A 17,463-nucleotide genomic window follows, 5' to 3' on the forward strand; every position below is an offset into this window, starting at 1 on the left:
AACCCGAGCCCTCTCCCTAAGCCTTGGCCTTGGCGTACTCCGCGGCGCCACCCGCGAAGTCGTAGGCCACGACCTGCTCGTCGCCGACGACCCAGGCGTCGTGTCCGGGCGGGCAGACGAAGACCTCCCCCGGACCGACCTCCGTCTCCGTGCCGTCGTTCATTCGGATGTGAATCCTGCCCTGCACGACGAACCCGTTGTGGTGGACCTCGCAGGAATCGGTGCCGACGATCTGCTTGACGGACTCCGACCAGCGCCATCCGGGTTCGAACGTGGCGACGCCGAAACTCAGCCCCGTCAGGTTGCACACCTCCAGGTGCCCCTTCGGGAAGTCCCGGCGCTCGTCCGGCTTGTCGATGCTCTTCACTTCGATCATGACGTTCCCCCCTCGTCAGTTTCAGTCTCGCACCGGGGAAGAACCATCACAAGGCCGTGACCTGCGGCGCAGGGATCGCCGTACGACGTCTAGAGCTGGTTGGGAACGGCCCCGCCGTAGCGGCGGTCGCGCTTGGCGTAGGTCTCGCACGCCTCCCACAGATCGCGGCGGTCGAAGTCGGGCCAGAGCCGGTTGAGGAAGACCATCTCCGCGTAGGCCGACTGCCACAGCAGGAAGTTGGAGGTGCGCTGCTCACCGGAGGAGCGCACGAACAGGTCCACATCCGGGATCTGCGGCTCGTCCAGGTAGCGGGCGAAGATCTCCTCCTTGACCCGTCCCGGCTTGACCCGCCCGGCGGCGATGTCCTCGGCCAGCTTGAGCGCGGCGTCCACGATCTCGGCGCGGCCGCCGTAGTTGACGCAGAACTGCAGGGTCAGCGTGGAGTTGCGCTCCGTCATCTCCTCGGCGTCCTGCAGCTCGGAGATGACGCTCTTCCACAGCCGCCCGGGACGGCCGGCCCAGCGGACCCGCACGCCCATCGCGTGCAGCTGGTCGCGGCGGCGGCGGATGACGTCGCGGTTGAACCCCATCAGGAAGCGGACCTCGTCGGGCGAGCGCTTCCAGTTCTCGGTGGAGAAGGCGTAGGCCGACAGGTACGGGACGCCCAGCTCGATCGCGCCCTCGATCACGTCGAAGAGCGAGGCCTCGCCCGCCTTGTGCCCCTCGGTGCGCGGCAGGCCGCGCTGCTTGGCCCACCGGCCGTTGCCGTCCATCACGATCGCCACGTGCCTGGGCACGAGGTCGCGCGGGATCGGCGGCGGGGTGGCGCCGGAGGGATGCGGGGCGGGCGGGCGGACGTTCACGTGGCGGGCTCCCTTTCTACGTGTCGGAGAGAGCGTATGCCGTGTTCCAGGTGCCACTGCAGATAGGCGGCGACCAGGCCGCTGCACTCGGTCCGGTGCCGGGCCTCGGAGGCGTCGGCGACCGCCCAGTCTCCCTTCAGCAGCGCCAGCATCAGCGCGAGGGTCTCCCCCTCGGGGACGGCGGCGCCGGCGGGACGGCAGTTCCCGCACACCACGCCGCCCGCGACGATGGCGAACGCCCGCACGGACGTGGCCTGGCAGCGGGCGCAGGCGTCGAGCGCGGGGGCGTATCCGGCCACGGCCAGCGAGCGCAGGAAGTAGGCGTCCAGCACCAGCCGGGCCTCGTGCTCGGCGGCGGCCAGCGCGCGCAGACCGCCGACGAGCAGCAGGAACTGCCGGAGCGCGGGCTCCTTCTCCCCCGCGATCAGCCGGTCGGCGGTCTCCAGCATCGCGACGCCGGCGGTGTAGCGCGGGTAGTCGGCGACGAGCGCCTCGCCGTACGGGCGGATGGTCTCGACCTGGGTGACCACGTCCAGCGTGCGGCCGGTGTGCAGCTGGAGGTCCACGTGGGTGAACGGCTCCAGCCGGGCACCGAACCGCGAGCTGGTCCGCCGGACGCCCTTGGCCACGCCACGGATCTTTCCTGTGCGTTTGGTGAGGACCGTGATGATGCGGTCGGCCTCGCCCAGTTTGTGGGTGCGTAAGACGACGCCCTCGTCACGGTACAGACTCACTTTCCCCAGTTTAGTCTGGAGACCTGCGTGGAAGGCCTCCAAACGTTGTCAGGCAGCACGGAAGCATCACCGATGCGTGCTGTTCACCTGGAACTCACTAAACTTTGACCTCTGGCGACCTTCTCCGCCATGTCCGAACCCGGATCCACCCCCGCACGAAAGGGTGCCATGCCCCGCGTGGTCCTGCTGGGCTCATCGCCCGGCCCCGATGCCGCTTCCGGCCCGTCAGCGCCGCCCGCCGCGCTGACCCTGCCCGCGCTTCCCGGCTGCCCCACGGTGATCGGCAAGCTCCACGGCCAGCTCGCCTCGCTCGACTCCGCGCCGGTGACGATCGCCCGCAAGGACGACGCCATCGCCTACCGCGGGTTCCCCGGCAGGCTCGTGGAGACCTCCGACCTGGCCGGCGACCTGCGCGCCGTGGCCGAGGCGGCCGAGCGCGCCACGGAGAACCTGCTCATCCTCCCGGCCAACTCGCTGGTCCACGACGAGCTGATCTACCAGATCACCAAGTCCAAGCGCGGCGCGCTCGCCCTGATCGCCAAGGAGCCCCGCGAAGAGGACGAGAACGGCGACTTCATCGTCCCGGACGTCCCCATCGAGGAGGCCGAGCCGGAGATCGGCGACCGGTTCTTCGAGGGTCTCCCGGTCCGGGCCCGCGCCGCCAAGTCCCGGGTGATCTCGGTCGGCTCCGCCTACCACGCGGTGACCCGGCCCAACGCGGTGCTGCTCGGCCCGCTGCACCTGAACGTCAGGCACGCGCCCGCGCTCGCCGAGGCCGCCCGCGAACTGGCCGACATGGCCCACCTGTTCGGCCCCGAGGACGACCTGATCCAGCTCCTGATCCTGGGCCTGGTGCGCAAGGGCGTCTCCGTCGGCATCCGGGGCCGGCGGGACCTGTTCTACCGCCGGGTGACCTCGCAGGCCGAGACCGACCAGTTCGTGGCCGACATGGCCGCCTTCAACGAGGACCGGGCCCGGCTGAACAACGCGGTCAAGGGCGCCGACGGCTTCTTCACCACCTACTTCGTCAGCACCTACTCGCGGTTCATCGCCCGCTGGGCGGCCCGGCGGGGGCTCACCCCCAACCAGGTCACCCTGATCTCGATCGCGCTCGGCGTGGCGGCGGCGGCGTGCTTCGCCACCGGCGCGCGCGCCGGGATGGTCGCCGGCGGCATCCTGATCTACTTCGCGTTCGTGTTCGACTGCGTGGACGGCCAGCTCGCCCGCTACGCCCGCAAGTTCGGCGTTCTCGGCGCGTGGCTGGACGCCACCTTCGACCGCTTCAAGGAGTACGTGGTCTTCGCCGGGCTGGCGGTCGGCGCGGCCGTCTCGGGCGTCGGCGACGTGTGGACGCTGGCGCTGATCGCGCTCGGCATCCAGTCCATCCGGCACCTGCTGGACTTCTCCTTCGGCGCGGCCAACCGGCGCAAGCCCCCGTCGCCGCTGCCCTCCATGCCGCTGTCGGTCAGCTCCGACACCCCGCTCCGCGCGGCGCTGGAGGAGCGCAAGGTCGCCCGGAACGGCGGCACCATCCGCAACCTGCTGAAGATGTGGACCAAGGCGGGCAAGTACCGCGCCGTGCACTGGGCCCGCAAGATGATCGTGTTCCCGATCGGTGAGCGCTTCGCCGTCATCGCCATCGCCGGCGCCCTCTTCGACGCCCGGATCACCTTCCTGACGCTGATCATCTGGGGTGGGATCGGCGCCGCCTACTCGCTCACCGGACGTCTGATGAGGTCACTCGCATGATCACCCAGCCCCAGCCGCAGGCCACGCCCGCTCCGGACCCCTACGAGGAGCGCCTGCGCGTGCAGACCGCGCGCCTGCTCGCCTACCGCGACGACGGCCCGCTGGTCACCCTGTTCCGTGACCGGATGGGCCGGGGCCTGCCCCCGGTGCCGTCCGCGCTGGCCGCCCTGCTCGCGGTCGTGGCGATGGCGGTCGCCGGGCTCCTGGAGGACGGCCCGATCCTGCTCGTCCCGTCCCTGGTCATGATCGCGCTGGTGCTGCCCACCGCGCCCCGCGACCACCTGGGCAAGCTCGACTGGCTGGTGCCGCCGCTGATCCGGGGCACCGAGTTCCTCATCATCGTCCTGGTGACCCTGGCCGCCGGCGCGCCCAAGTGGCTGGCGTTCGTGCTGGTCTACGTGATCGGCTACCACACCTACGACACGGTCTACCGGACCCGGCAGAGCATCTGGCCGCCCGCCTGGGTCTTCCGGGCCGGCCTGGGCTGGGAGCTCCGGCTGCTGCTGATCGGCGCGGGCGCCGCGCTGGGCGTGCTGACCTGGGTGCTGGCCGTGCTCACGCTCTACCTGGGCGTGATGTTCGCCGTCGAGAGCGTGACGAGCTGGGTCCGCCTGGACAAGGAGTCGGCCACGGCCCGGGCCTCCGCCGAGGCCGACCTCGAGGCCTCCCCCGAGGAGGCGCTGGAGCAGGCGACCGGCGAGGCCGAGCCCGCCTGACCCGCCGTACGACGTCGAGGGCCGTGGCATGACGCCGCGGCCCTCCGTCGTGTCCGGGCCGCCTCACCCGGCCTTCCGCCGGCCCGTCCGTCGGCCCGCTGCCGGGCGGCTGTGTTACAAAGCAGCGTGGAACTGGACCGGCTGGATCGTGACATCATCGGGGCGCTCGTCGAGGACGCCCGCGCCACCTACGCGGAGATCGGACAGCGGGTGGGACTGTCGGCGTCGGCGGTCAAGCGCAGGGTGGACCGGCTGCGGGAGGCCGGAGCGATCACCGGGTTCACCGCGCGGGTGGAGCCGTCCGCGCTCGGCTGGACCACCGAGGCGTACGTGGAGCTGTTCTGCGCGGGCAAGACCTCCCCCGCGGACATCGGGGTGGCCGTGGCCCGGCACCCGGAGGTGATCTCGGCGTGCACGATCACCGGTGAGGCGGACGCGCTGCTGCACATCAGGGCGACGGACGTGCGCCACGTGGAGCGGGTGATCGAGCGCATCGCGGCGGAGCCGTTCGTGGTGCGCACCAAGAGCTCCATCGTGCTCTCCCGGCTGATCGACGCCCCCTCCGCGACCCCGCGCAACGAATCGCCGTCTCCCGCCTGAGACTCGCAAGAGACCTGCGCCGACACGCAAGATCGGGCTATTGGCCCGCGTGTGCCCCCTTCCTAGGCTGTTGCCGTTCTCACCACGACATCCTTTTGCGGGGGTTATCGATGACGAGGCACTACCTCATGTGTCGGCCCGACCACTTCGCGGTGGAGTACGCCATCAATCCCTGGATGAACCCCGAGGCCGGCGCCGACCGCGAGGTGGCCGTCCGGCAGTGGGAGGCGCTCAGGGGGGTCTACGAGGATCTCGGCCACCGGGTCAGCCTGATCGATCCCGTGGCGGGCCTGCCCGACATGGTCTTCGCGGCCAACGGCGCGCTGGTGGTCGGCGGCCGGGTGTACGGCGCGCGGTTCACGCACCCCGAGCGGGCGGCCGAGGGACCGGCGTACCTGAAGTGGTTCACCGACAACGGCTACGACCGGGTGCGCGAGCCGGCCTTCACCAACGAGGGCGAGGGCGACTTCCTCGTCCTCGACCACCTCGTGCTGGCCGGGACCGGTTTCCGCACCGACGTCACCGCGCACGGCGAGGCCCAGGAGTTCCTCGGCCGGCCGGTGGTGACGCTGCGCCTGGTGGATCCGCGCTTCTACCATCTGGACACCGCCCTGTTCCCGCTGGACGGCCGGAACGTGGCCTACTACCCCGGGGCCTTCTCCGCGGGCAGCCGGGAGGTGCTGCGCCACCTGTTCCCCGACGCCGTCGTCGCGGACGAGGACGACGCGGTCGTGCTGGGGCTCAACGCGGTCAGCGACGGGACCCACGTGGTGATCAACGCCGAGGCGGCCGGTCTGCAGCTGGAACTCAAGCGCCGCGGCTTCGAGGTGATCCCGGTCGAGCTGTCCGAGCTGCGCAAGGCGGGCGGCGGCCCGAAATGCTGCACGCTGGAGATCCGGGGAGCGTGAGACGCCCCCCAGGCGGCAATCGCCGGCGATCCGGGAATAAGCCCAGGTGGCAGAGTATGAGACCAGAGGGAACGGTGATATCCGGATGACCACCACGGCCGAGCTCATCGAGCTCAGCGAGCGCCGAAGCGCGCACAACTACCACCCGCTCCCCATCGTGATCCACGAGGCGCAGGGAGCCTGGGTCACCGACGTCGAGGGCAGGCGATACCTGGACTGCCTGTCGGGCTACTCCTCGCTCAACTTCGGCCACGGCAACCCGAAGATCATCGAGGCCGCGCGGGAGCAGCTCGGCAGGCTCACCCTGACCAGCCGCGCCTTCTTCCACGACCAGTTCGCCGCCTTCGCCGCCGGGCTGGGCGACCTGACCGGCAAGGACATGATCCTGCCGATGAACACCGGCGCCGAGGCCGTGGAGACCGCGATCAAGGTCGCCCGCAAGTGGGGCTACGAGGTCAAGGGCGTCGCCCGCGACCGGGCGAACATCATCGTCATGGAGGACAACTTCCACGGCCGCACCACGACGATCGTGAGCTTCTCCACCGACCCCGACGCCCACGACGGCTACGGCCCCTACACGCCGGGCTTCAGGATCGTGAAGTACGGGTCGGTCGAGGCGATCCGCGAGGCCGTGGACGACGACACGGTCGCGGTCCTGGTGGAGCCGATCCAGGGCGAGGCCGGGGTGCTGGTGCCGCCGGACGGCTACCTGCGCCAGATCCGCGAGCTGTGCACCGAGAACAACGTGCTGATGATCGCCGACGAGATCCAGTCCGGTCTCGGCCGCACCGGCGACACCTTCGCCTGCGACCACGAGGGGGTCGTCCCCGACGTCTACGTGCTGGGCAAGGCCCTGGGCGGCGGCGTGGTCCCGGTCTCGGCCGTCGCGGCCGACGAGAGCGTGCTCGGCGTGATCAGGCCGGGCCAGCACGGCTCCACCTTCGGCGGCAACCCGCTCGCGTGCGCGGTGGCGTGCGCGGTCATCGACATCCTCAACACCGGTGAGTACCAGGCGCGGGCCAGGGAACTCGGCGGCGTCCTGCACGAGCGGCTGCGCGGCATGGTCGGCCGGGGCGTGGTGGCGGTGCGCGGGCGCGGCCTGTGGGCGGGGGTGGACATCGACCCGTCCCTGGGCACGGGCCGCGACGTCTCCGAGGCCCTGATGCGCCGCGGCGTGCTGGCCAAGGACACCCACGGCTCCACGATCCGCCTCGCCCCGCCGATCGTCGTCTCGGAGGAGGACCTGCTCTGGGCCGTCGACCAGCTCGCCGAGGCCGTCAGGGAACTCGGCGGCTGACCCCGTCCGGTCGGGGAGAGGTCGGGATACCCTGCCTGCGGTGCCTCGAACCGCGTGACCGGAGGAGTCGATGCTGGGATGACCGCAGGACGACCGATGCCCACACAGGACGAGGTGCTCGGATACTTCAGCACGCTGTCGAACTGGGGACGGTGGGGCGACGACGACGAGCTCGGCACCCTGAACCACATCACCGACGACGTCCGGCTGGCGGCGGCGCGGGCCGTGCGCCGCGGCAGGAGCGTGTCGTGCGCGTGGGAGGTCGCCGTGCCGGGAGACATGGAGCGGTCGACGACGACGTGCCCGTGCGCGGCCGACATGCCGGGCGCCGAGAACATGCCGGCGCCCGGATTCCGCGACGACCGGCACTGGGGCTTCTCGGTTGAGCGGCTCGGCGTCACGTTCCACGGCAACACCCTCACCCACCTCGACTCGCCGTGCCACATCTTCTGGGACGGCATGATGTACAACGGGCGGTCGCACTCGCTGGTCGACGCCGCGACGGGATCGGCGTGGGCGGCCGTCACGGCTGCGGCGGACGGGATCGTCACGCGTGGCGTCCTGCTGGACATCGCGGGCGTGCGGGATGTGCCGTGGCTGGAGCCGGGGCAGGGCGTGTTTCCCGACGATCTCGAGGAGGCCGAGCGCCGCCAGGGTGTGCGCGTGCGATCCGGCGACGCGGTGCTCCTGCGGACCGGCTACGGCCGTCTCCGGCACGAGACCGGTCCGGCCGGCGGTTTCACGCAGGCCGGGTGGCACGCGTCCTGCCTGCCGTGGCTGCGTGAACGGGAGGTCGCGCTGATCGGCGCCGACACCACCCAGGACGTTCAGCCGTCGGGGTACGAAGGCGTGTTGATGCCGGTCCACGCCGTGAGCCTCGTCGCGATGGGCCTGTGGATGCTCGACAACTGCGACCTGGAGGCGTGCGCGGCGACGGCCGCCGAGCTCGGCCAGTGGGACTTCCACCTCGCGGTCGCGCCGGTCCGCTTCGCCGGCACGTCCGGCAGCCCGGTCAACCCGATCGCCACGTTCTGACCGCGGTTCACGGGGAGGCGCGACGCCCCGGCTGCGCGATCCGGCGGCCCGGCGATCCAGCGATCCGGCTGATGACGCTTCCACGGATGAGAGCGACCCTCTAGACGGGGAGCTCCACGGTGGCGACGTCGATGACCTCGGTGGTGCTGGCGGTCTCCCAGCGGACGGAGACCGGGCCCTCCAGGGACAGGGTGGCGATCGCGTTGGAGAACCAGGGGCCGTCGGTGATCCGCCACCTGATCGGGGGACGGGGGATCCGGGCCGTGCGGGCCAGGAAGCCGCCGATCAGGGTGGCGATGCCGAACTGGGCGACGATGTTGGCCAGGCGGAGGGTACGGCTCAGCGGGTTGCGGATGGGCGAGCAGACCAGCTGGTGGATCGGGTGCTTCCTGGCCCTGGCGGCGTACGAGTAGTGGATGTCGCCGGAGAGGATGATCACCGGCTTGCCGGTCCGGGTCAGCAACCGCGCCAGGTCCTCGAAGGACCGGCGGAAGGCCGACCAGTGCTCCAGGTCGAGGGCCTGGCGCAGCCACTCCGCCCAGCGGGCGACCCGGCGCCCCCAGGCGCCCTGGGCCAGGGCCTCGTTCCAGGTCTGCACGTGGTGGATGCCGGAGGGCAGCAGGAACGGCACCGAGGTGCCGAGCAGGATGCGCTCGGCCCCCTCCCTGGCCAGCTGCTCGGTCAGCCACTCCCACTCCACCGGGTCCAGCATGCGCCGGTCCCCGGGGATGAGCTGCCGGGCGCACCGCGAGTCGATCATGATCAGGCGGGTGGAGCCCAGGTCGCGGGCGTAGCTCCAGCGGCTGTCGGAGGGAACCGCGTCGGCGTGCGCGGCGAAGGTGTCGAGGATCTCGGCCCCGTCGCCCTCGGCGGCGCACAGCTTGCCCAGCAGGCCGTCGGCGTCGCGCTCGGCGGGCGACATGTTGCCCAGGTGCTGGTAGACCCAGTAGGCCCCGAGGCCGGCGACCACCCGGCGCGGCCACCACTCGACCGCGGCCATCTTCTCCCGCCAGTCCGCGGAGGTGTTCCAGTCGTCGCGCAGGTCGTGGTCATCGAAGATCATCGCGGTGGGCACGGTGGAGAGCAGCCAGCGGATCTCCGGATCGCTCCAGGCCACCCGGTACAGCTCGGCGTACTCCTCGAAGTCGGCGATCTCGGTCTTCGGCTCGTCGTCCCTGCGGTTCTTGATGAACTCCAGCATCTCGGCGGAGGGTTCGTCGGCGTAGACCTGGTCGCCGAGCAGGAGCAGCATGTCGGGCCACTGCTCCTCGGAGGTCTCCATCATGCGGCAGCCGTACGAGCGCAGGACGTCCACCCCGTGCGAGATCGTGTGGATCACGTCGTGCGGCACGCTGGTCCGGCAGGAGCCGAACATCACCTTCCGCGGGCCGTCCGGGCCGAGCAGCCGGATGCGGCTGGGCGGATGGTCCGGGAGCGGCCAGACGGTCTCCCCGTCCAGGCTGACCTCGTAGGTCCCGCTGTCGGTCACGTCCACGATCGCGTAATGGTGACCGTGCACGGTGAAGGTCCGCGCGCTCGCCCGCGCCCGGCCCGCCTCGACCGTCACCTCGCACGGCTCGCTGGTCTCGACCCAGATCGAGGCGCTCGTCCCGTCGACGTAACGCAGCAGCGGCCCCACGACAAGTTCCGGCACGTCCATCCCCCCAGTCGCTCCACATTGGCGGACATCCTCCGGACGGGCTGCCATATTGGCAGGTTCCTTTCCCGTTGCCCAGCCGCTTTCCTCGATAACAACAGATCGGCAAGTAAGTGGCATAACGCACAAAGATCGGCCATGAGAACGCAACATGTCTGCCTTGGTGCGATTAAACCCCCATAGCTACGCTGATCATGACAAAACGCCATGAGCGGAGCAACGGCGCTCCGCTCCCCCGTATGGAGGACCTCCTTCATGTCGATCACGGTGCCGTCAACGACGCCGGCCACCACGTCCCTGCTCACCCCGGGCCGCCAGGCCCTCGACTCCGCGCTCTTCCAGCTCGACCAGGCCGCCGACCAGCTCGGCCTGGACGACGGACTGCGCTCGATGCTCTCCACCCCCCGCCGCTCGCTCACCGTCGCGGTCCCCGTCCGCCGCGAGGACGGTCGCATGGACGTCGTGCAGGGCTTCCGGGTCCAGCACAACATCACCCGCGGCCCGGCCAAGGGCGGCATCCGCTTCCACCCCTCCACCGACATCCACGAGGTCACCGCGCTGGCCATGTGGATGACCTGGAAGTGCGCGCTGGTCGGCATCCCGTACGGCGGCGCCAAGGGCGGCGTCGCCGTGGACCCGGCCTCGCTGACCCCGCGCGAGCTGGAGCGGGTCACCCGGCGCTACGTCAACGAGATCCTGCCGATCATCGGCCCGGAGAAGGACATCCCGGCCCCCGACGTCGGCACCGACGAGCAGACCATGGCCTGGATCATGGACACCTACTCGGTCAACGCGGGCTACCCCGTCCCCGGCGTGGTGACCGGCAAGCCGATGACCCTCGGCGGTTCGCTCGGCCGGGCCGGAGCCACCTCGCGCGGCGTGCAGATCGCCGCCCTCAAGGCGCTGCCGGGCTCGCCCGAGGGCCGTACCGTCGCGATCCAGGGCTTCGGCAAGGTCGGCGCGCTGGCCGCCCGCTACCTCGCCGACGCGGGCTGCCGCGTGGTCGCGGTCTCCGACGTCACCGGCGCGGTGGTCGACCTCTCCGGTCTCGACGTGGACGGCCTGCGGGCCTGGGTGGAGGAGACCGGCGGCGTGTACGGCTACCGCCACGCCGACGCCCTGTCCCACGCCGACCTGCTGGAGCTGGACGTGGACATCCTCGTCCCGGCGGCCCTGGAGGGCGTGATCACCGAGGAGAACGCTCCCCGGATCAGGGCCCGCCTCATCGTGGAGGGCGCCAACGGCCCCACCACCCCCGAGGCGGACCGCATCCTGGCCGACGCCGGGACCACGGTGGTCCCCGACATCCTGGCCAACGCGGGCGGTGTGATCGTCTCCTACCTGGAGTGGGTGCAGAACATGCAGGCCTACTCCTGGAGCGCCGGCGAGGTCGAGGTCAAGCTCCGCGACCTGATGGAGCACTCCTACGACGCGGTGGCGGCCCTGTCGGCCGAGCGCGGCATCACGCTGCGCCAGGCCGCCCACGTCATCGGCGTGGGCCGGGTCGCCGAGGCCCACCGGATGCGCGGCCTCTACCCGTGACGGCCCGCGGGCTGCCGGCGGAACCGTCTCCCCGCGGATCGTGAACCCGTGATGACCACCGGCCCGCCGGGGCCTCACCCCACCGGGCCCCGGCGGGCCGGTCCGCGTCCCCGGTCGCGCCCGCCGGTCAGGCGGCGCGCCGCCAGGGGTTGAGGCTGAGCAGGCTGTCGATCTGCAGGCCGGAGACCGGGGGCGAGAACAGGTAGCCCTGCGCCAGCGGGCAGCCCATCCGCTGCAGGAGGACGGCCTGCTCGTGCAGCTCGACGCCCTCGACGACGGTGGCCACGTTCAGGCTGGCCGCCAGCTCCAGGATCGCCTTGGTGAAGGCGCGGGTCCGGTGGTCGGCCTCGGTGAGCACGGTGGTGAACGAACGGTCGATCTTGAGGATGTCGACCGGGAGGGTGCGCAGGTACGACAGGGACGAGTAGCCGGTGCCGAAGTCGTCCATGGCGATGCGCACCCCGTGCTCGCGCAGCGCCTCCAGGACGGCGACGACGCGCCGGGTCTCGGCCGGGGTGGTGGCCAGCAGCATGCTCTCGGTGATCTCCAGGACCAGCGCTCCCCGGGGGAGGCCGTACCGGGTCAGCGTGCTCAGGACCATCTCGGTGAAGTCCTCCTCCCGCAGCTGGCGGCCGGAGACGTTGACGGTCACGGAGATGCCGTACTGCTCGTGCCAGCGGCGCGCGTCGGCGCAGGCCTGCTCCAGCACCCACCGGCCGATGGGGACGATGAGCCCGGTCTCCTCGGCGATCGGGATGAACACCTCCGGCGGGACCGGCCGCGAACCGGGCGGGCTCCAGCGCAGCAGCGCCTCGACGGCCCGGATCTCACCGCCGGCCAGGTCGACGACGGGCTGGTAGTTCAGGACGAGCTCGCCGCCCTCGACCGCCTGGCGCAGGCCCGCGGTCAGGCGGGTGCGCTCCAGCTGCGCCTGGCGAAGCGCCGGGTCGAAGACGGTGACCCGGTCCTTGCCCGCGTTCTTGGCGGCGTACAGGGCCAGGTCCGCGTCGCGGAGCGCCTCCGACGGGCTGGCGACGGGCAGCCCGGCCAGGACGCCGATGCTGGTGGTCATGTACAGCTCCCGGCCGCCCAGCGGGTAGGGGGCCCGCAGCCCGGCCAGGATGCGCCGCGCCACGGCGAGCGCCTCCTCGGCGGTGGCCTCGGGCAGGAGCAGGGCGAACTCGTCGCCGCCGAGCCGGGCCAGGGTCCGCCCGCCGGTGGCGACGGTGCCGCTCAGGCGGTGGGTGACGTGGGTGAGCAGCTCGTCGCCGACGGAGTGGCCGAAGGTGTCGTTGACGTCCTTGAACCTGTCCAGATCGAGCAGGAGCAGGGCGGGCGGAGGGGTGCCGGGGGCGACGGCGGAGGCGGTGATGGCGCGCTGCATGGACTGCCCCAGCAGGGTGCGGTTGGCCAGGCCGGTCAGCGGATCGTGCAGGGCGCGGTAGGACAGGCTGCGCTGCAGGATCTCCTGGTGACGCAGGGCCGTGGCCAGCTCGCCCGCGTGGTCCTCGGCCACCCGGGCGACGGTGTTCAGGCGCAGCACGAGCAGTACGGCCAGCAGCATGGTGAAAACCGTGGTGACCAGCTCGCCGAAGGGCTCGTGGGCCCCGGGGACGTCCAGCAGGGCCCGGCCGAGGCCGGAGCCCAGCGGGCTGAGCAGCGCCAGGGCCAGGAACGTCATCACCCGGGCCCGGCTGGACACGGGAGGAGTCCGCAGCCGGCGCGCGGTGCCGAGGCTGGGGTGCAGGAGGGCGACGCCCGACAGGACGGAGAAGCCCAGCCAGCCGATCTCGGAGACGGGCCCGGAGGGCCGGCCCGCCACCTGGTCGAGCAGGTAGGCGCCGTCCCCGGCGAACAAGGCGACGTAGGAGAGGCTCAGCAGCGCCAGCCAGCGCGCGCGGCCGTTGTCGAGCGTCAGTCGCGTCAGGAGGCCGAAGGCGAACAGGTCGATGGCGGGGATGGCGACCGCGAACGCCAGGTGCGCGCCGGTGTGCCCGCTGCTGTCGATCATCGGGCCGACCAGGAAGGTCCAGAACGGCGTGGCCACGCCGACGGCGATGATGCCCGCGTCCAGCAGCGCCGCCCCGCGCGAGCCCTCGGCCCGCAGGTTCAGCATCACCAGCGCGGCCAGCGACAGGGCGTAGGTGATCAGGGTGCCGATCCGGTACAGGTCCATGGCGCCGGGGAGCCCCAGCCAGATGTGGCCGGCTCCCCAGGCCAGGGTGGTCGAGAACCAGGCGAGCACCGAGGCCGCGCACAGCAGCCGCCACGGCCACAGCCCGGTCAGGCCGTGCCGGCGGACCCCCGTGACGACGGCCACCGCCGCGATTGCCTGCGCCAGCACCCATACCAGGACCTCCAGCACCGGGGAGGCGGAGCTGAGGGCCGGGGTGGCGACGGCCAGCGCCGTCCCGAGCAGGAGCCAGACGGCCCACGCCCGGGAAGCGCCGGTGAGACGCGACAGGACGGCGGGAAACGCCGCGAATGGAAGCCGGTCCATCCCTTTTCTCGCCCCCGCCGCCGTACGCCGATGATCCGTCAGAGCGCATCATCGGCCGGATGGGACGGCCCCTGAGCGTTTCCGGCGCGGGGACTCCCCTCCCGGATCCCCAGCGGGACGGTCACGCACCGGGACGGGGCACACGCCGGGACGGGGCACACGCCGGGACGGGGCACCCCCGCGACCGGTCACAGGCCGGGACGGTCAGGAGCGGGCGTGGCCGGGGAGGGGCAGCGGGCCGGCCGACCCGTCCAGGGCTCTGACCAGGCTCTCCAGGTCGCGCATGAGCTGCTCGGTGCGCTCCGGGCCGTAGGCCGCCGCGATCACCTGGTGGTGCTCGGCCACCCCGCCCTCCACCCGGGCGAGCAGCTCCGCGCCGCGGTCGGCGAGGAAGACCGCGACCCTGCGGCGGTCGGCGGGGTCGTGCCCGCGGTAGACGAGCGAGCGGTCCACGAGCCGGTCGACCGCCTTGGTCAGCGTCGGGTGGGGCATCAGCACGGCCTCGGCCAGCTCGCCCATCGAGTGGCCCCGCCCGTCGGCGAGGCCCCGCAGGATGCGCCACTGCTCGACGGTGACGTCCTCGGCCGCCAGCGCGGCGGCCAGCCCTCGGTTGACGCTGCGCTCGGCCCTGCTGAGCAGGTAGGCGAGCGAGGATCCCAGCCCGGTCGTCACCACGTGGAGCTCCCGTCCCTGTCCCGGCCCCCGCTCCGGCCGGATAATCGTCCCGGCTGGATAACGGCTCTGCCGCATCCGTCCCTCCGGGAGGATACTCGTCTGCGTGGCAGAAGCCATCCCGGCCGTGACGCCGGCTCCCACCCCGGTCATCGACCCCCTCGAGGCCCGGTTGCTGACGAGCACCGCGCTGCGGGTCGGGCTCGTGGTCCCGGTCTCGGGGGTCCTCGGGCTGGTCGGGCCGTGCGCGATCAACTGCGCGGTCCTCGCCGCCGACGAGGTCAACCTCGCGGGCGGGATCCTCGGCAGGCGGGTCGAGCTCGTGCTGATCGACGGGGGCCGCCCGGCGGAGCGGGTGGCGGCCGAGACCGGCGCGCTCGTGGCCTGCGGCGCCGTGGACGCGGTGGCCGGCACCTGCGGCAGCGACGTGCGGATAGCGGTGGTGCGGGCACTGGCCGGGCGGGTGCCGTTCGTCTACGCCCCGCCGTACGAGGGGGGAGGCCGCGCGCCCGGGGTCTACTTCCTGGGCGAGACGCCGGAGCAGCAGCTCGGGCCCGGCATCGAGTGGCTGGCCGGCGACCGCCGCGCCCGCCGGTGGTTCCTGCTCGGCAACGACTACGTCTGGCCGCGCCTGGTCCACCGGGCGGCCGGGCGCCTGCTGGCCGCGCACGGCGCCGCGGTGGTGGGCGAGCGGTTCGTCCCGTACGGCGTGCGCGACGTCGCGCCCCTGTTGGAGGAGCTGGTCGCGAGCCGGGCCGACGCGGTCCTGCTCAGCCTGATCGGCAGCGACCTCGTCGCCTTCAACCGGGCCTTCGCCGCGGCGGGGCTGTCGTTCCCGCGGCTCTGCGGGGCACTGGAGGAGCACGGCCTGCTCGGCATCGGCGGTGACGCGACCGGCGAGCTCTACGGCGCGATGGGGTACTTCTCCAGCATGGTCACCGACGACAGCATGAGCCTCGGCGAGCGCTACGTCCGGCGGTTCGGCCCCACGGCGCCGCTGCTCAACGGGCACGGGCAGGGGTGTTACGAGGCGGTGCTGATGCTCGCCGCGCTCGGCTCGCGCGCCGGGACGCTCGCGGTGCCGGCGGTGGACGCCGCCGCCGACGGCGCGTCGATCGTGACGGCCCGGGGGCGGCTGACGCTCCGGGGCCGGAGCGTGTGGCGGCGGGCGCACCTCGGCCGGGCCGACGGCCTCGACTTCGACGTCGTGTGCTGAGCCCCCGGCCACGTGCCGGAACGGATCTCCCCAAAAAGCTTCCGATAGAAAACTTTTCTGATTCAAGGATTTGCCCTAGGGTACGGCTGCCCCCTCATCAAGGAGCCACCATGGCAACCGACCCCTCCCTTGAGCACTTCGGGTACCGGCAGGAACTGCACAGAACGCTGAGCTTCACCGACCTGCTCGTCTACGGCCTGATCTTCATGGTGCCGATCGCCCCCTTCGGCATCTTCGGCAGCGTCTTCCAGGGCTCCGGCGGCATGGTCTCCCTCGCCTACGTCATCGGCATGGTCGCGATGGCCTTCACCGCGCTGTCCTACGCGCAGATGGCCCGCGCCTTCCCGATGGCCGGCTCGGTCTACACCTACGCCGGCCGGGGCATCGCCCCGCCGGTCGGATTCCTGGCCGGCTGGGTGATCCTGCTCGACTACGTGCTGGTGCCCGCCCTGCTCTACCTCATCGCGAGCTACGCGATGGCCTCCTTCGTGTCCTTCATCCCCGTCTGGGGCTGGCTGATCATCTTCGTGCTGCTGAACACGGCGGTGAACTACGCCGGCATCCAGATGACCGCGCGGATCACCAAGATCATGCTGATCGGCGAGCTCATCGTGCTGGCGGTCTTCCTGGTCGTCGGCCTGGTCGCCCTGGCCCAGGGCAAGGCCCAGGCGGGGGCGCTCAGCCCGCTCTTCGACTCCTCGACGTTCTCCTGGTCCCTGGTCTTCGGCGCGGTCTCGATCGCGGTCCTGTCCTTCCTCGGCTTCGACGGCATCTCGATGCTGGCCGAGGAGAACCAGGAGGACAGCAGGCAGCTCGGCCGGTCCATGGTGGCCGCGCTCGGGCTGGCGGGCGTGCTGTTCATCGCGCAGACCTGGGTGGGCGCGCTGCTCACCCCGGACCGGGCCGAGCTGCTGAGCAAGGGAGACCCGGAGGGCACCGCCTTCTACGACATGGCCGAGTTCGCCGGCGGCCACTGGCTCGGCGTCCTCACCGCCGTCGCCACCGCCATCGCCTGGGGCTTCGCCAACTCCCTGGTCGCCCAGGCCGCCACCTCCCGGCTGCTGTTCGCGATGGCCCGCGACCGCCAGCTCCCCCGCTTCCTGGCCAAGGTCCACCCGGCCCACCGGGTCCCGGTCAACGCCACCCTGCTCGTGGCCGTCGTCTCCCTGGCCGTCGGCCTCTACCTGACCACCCGTGACGACGGCATCGGCCTGATCAGCGGGCTGGTCAACTTCGGCGCGATGACCGCCTTCCTCGCCCTGCACGTCTCGGTCGTCGTCCACTACGTCGTACGGCAGCGCAGCCGCGACTGGTGGCGGCACCTGATCGCCCCGGCGATCGGCTTCGCGATCCTGGTCTACGTCGTGATCAACGCCAGCATCGCGGCCCAGGCGCTGGGCCTGATCTGGCTGGGTCTCGGCGCGGTGGCGCTCGCCGCCTCCTACCTCCTGGGCCGCCGCCCCACCCTGCCCGGGCTGGACGCCCCGGCCGCCTCCCCGAAGCGACCCCGCTGAAGCCTCCCCGAAGCGACGCCGCCGAAGCCCCGCCGGAGCCCCGCTGAAGCCCCACCGGCTCCGGGACTCCGGGACGAATCCACC

The 17,463-nt window shown here is 71.8% G+C and carries 15 protein-coding genes; 9 read left to right on the forward strand and 6 right to left on the reverse strand.

The window, feature by feature from the left end; all coding sequences use genetic code 11:
- Positions 1–16 precede the first annotated feature (16 nt).
- The 3 genes from Plo01_RS19485 to recO form a co-directional block, all read right to left on the reverse strand.
- Entirely contained in the window at positions 17–376 is a 360-nt protein-coding gene (locus Plo01_RS19485) for a cupin domain-containing protein (protein ID WP_203892068.1), read from the reverse strand.
- An 89-nt stretch (positions 377–465) separates the two neighbouring features.
- Positions 466–1,239 carry an isoprenyl transferase gene (locus Plo01_RS19490; RefSeq protein ID WP_203892069.1) on the reverse strand — a complete coding sequence of 258 codons (774 nt, stop codon included), beginning with the start codon at positions 1,237–1,239 and terminating at the stop codon, positions 466–468.
- Complete coding sequence (recO, locus tag Plo01_RS19495) at positions 1,236–1,973, reverse strand: DNA repair protein RecO (RefSeq protein WP_203892070.1); 738 nt, start codon at positions 1,971–1,973, stop codon at positions 1,236–1,238. The genes Plo01_RS19490 and recO overlap by 4 nt, the downstream gene beginning before the upstream one ends.
- A 168-nt stretch (positions 1,974–2,141) precedes the next feature.
- Here recO and Plo01_RS41020 point away from each other — a divergent pair, with 168 nt between their 5' ends.
- The 6 genes from Plo01_RS41020 (at position 2,142) to Plo01_RS19525 (ending at position 8,278) form a co-directional block, all read left to right on the forward strand.
- Positions 2,142–3,722: a CDP-alcohol phosphatidyltransferase family protein gene (locus Plo01_RS41020; RefSeq protein ID WP_203892071.1), complete on the forward strand. Its 1,581-nt coding sequence runs from the start codon at positions 2,142–2,144 to the stop codon at positions 3,720–3,722.
- The gene (locus tag Plo01_RS41025; RefSeq protein ID WP_203892072.1) at positions 3,719–4,438 is read left to right on the forward strand and encodes a DUF5941 domain-containing protein; all 720 of its coding nucleotides are present in this window, start codon (positions 3,719–3,721) and stop codon (positions 4,436–4,438) included. Before Plo01_RS41020 ends, Plo01_RS41025 begins: the two co-directional genes overlap by 4 nt.
- A gap of 126 nt (positions 4,439–4,564) precedes the next feature.
- Complete coding sequence (locus Plo01_RS19510) at positions 4,565–5,038, forward strand: Lrp/AsnC family transcriptional regulator (RefSeq protein WP_203892073.1); 474 nt, start codon at positions 4,565–4,567, stop codon at positions 5,036–5,038.
- 110 nt (positions 5,039–5,148) lie between these two features.
- Positions 5,149–5,946 (forward strand): dimethylargininase, encoded by a 798-nt coding sequence (gene ddaH, locus Plo01_RS19515; protein WP_203892074.1) that lies wholly within the window; start codon positions 5,149–5,151, stop codon positions 5,944–5,946.
- Between the two features lie 85 nt (positions 5,947–6,031).
- On the forward strand, positions 6,032–7,243 hold the full coding sequence (gene rocD / locus Plo01_RS19520) for an ornithine--oxo-acid transaminase (RefSeq protein WP_203892075.1): 1,212 nt from the start codon (positions 6,032–6,034) through the stop codon (positions 7,241–7,243).
- Positions 7,244–7,339: 96 nt separating this feature from the next.
- Positions 7,340–8,278, forward strand: a complete 939-nt coding sequence (locus Plo01_RS19525) for a cyclase family protein (RefSeq protein WP_203892076.1) — start codon at positions 7,340–7,342, stop codon at positions 8,276–8,278.
- A 100-nt stretch (positions 8,279–8,378) separates the two neighbouring features.
- On the opposite strand, the gene Plo01_RS19530 is transcribed toward Plo01_RS19525, so the two are convergent.
- On the reverse strand, positions 8,379–9,932 hold the full coding sequence (locus Plo01_RS19530) for an alkaline phosphatase D family protein (RefSeq protein ID WP_203892077.1): 1,554 nt from the start codon (positions 9,930–9,932) through the stop codon (positions 8,379–8,381).
- Between the two features lie 258 nt (positions 9,933–10,190).
- Here Plo01_RS19530 and Plo01_RS19535 point away from each other — a divergent pair, with 258 nt between their 5' ends.
- Positions 10,191–11,477, forward strand: a complete 1,287-nt coding sequence (locus Plo01_RS19535) for a Glu/Leu/Phe/Val family dehydrogenase (protein WP_203892078.1) — start codon at positions 10,191–10,193, stop codon at positions 11,475–11,477.
- Between the two features lie 127 nt (positions 11,478–11,604).
- On the opposite strand, the gene Plo01_RS19540 is transcribed toward Plo01_RS19535, so the two are convergent.
- The gene (locus Plo01_RS19540; protein ID WP_203892079.1) at positions 11,605–13,977 is read right to left on the reverse strand and encodes a putative bifunctional diguanylate cyclase/phosphodiesterase; all 2,373 of its coding nucleotides are present in this window, start codon (positions 13,975–13,977) and stop codon (positions 11,605–11,607) included.
- Between the two features lie 204 nt (positions 13,978–14,181).
- On the reverse strand, positions 14,182–14,652 hold the full coding sequence (locus Plo01_RS19545) for a MarR family winged helix-turn-helix transcriptional regulator (RefSeq protein WP_203892080.1): 471 nt from the start codon (positions 14,650–14,652) through the stop codon (positions 14,182–14,184).
- Positions 14,653–14,755: 103 nt separating this feature from the next.
- Here Plo01_RS19545 and Plo01_RS19550 point away from each other — a divergent pair, with 103 nt between their 5' ends.
- Positions 14,756–15,865 (forward strand): substrate-binding domain-containing protein, encoded by a 1,110-nt coding sequence (locus Plo01_RS19550; protein ID WP_239316668.1) that lies wholly within the window; start codon positions 14,756–14,758, stop codon positions 15,863–15,865.
- Positions 15,866–15,975: 110 nt separating this feature from the next.
- On the forward strand, positions 15,976–17,379 hold the full coding sequence (locus Plo01_RS19555) for an APC family permease (protein ID WP_203892081.1): 1,404 nt from the start codon (positions 15,976–15,978) through the stop codon (positions 17,377–17,379).
- Positions 17,380–17,463: the final 84 nt, after the last annotated feature.

This window comes from Planobispora longispora, from assembly GCF_016863135.1.
Taxonomy (GTDB): Bacteria; Actinomycetota; Actinomycetes; order Streptosporangiales; family Streptosporangiaceae; genus Planobispora; species Planobispora longispora.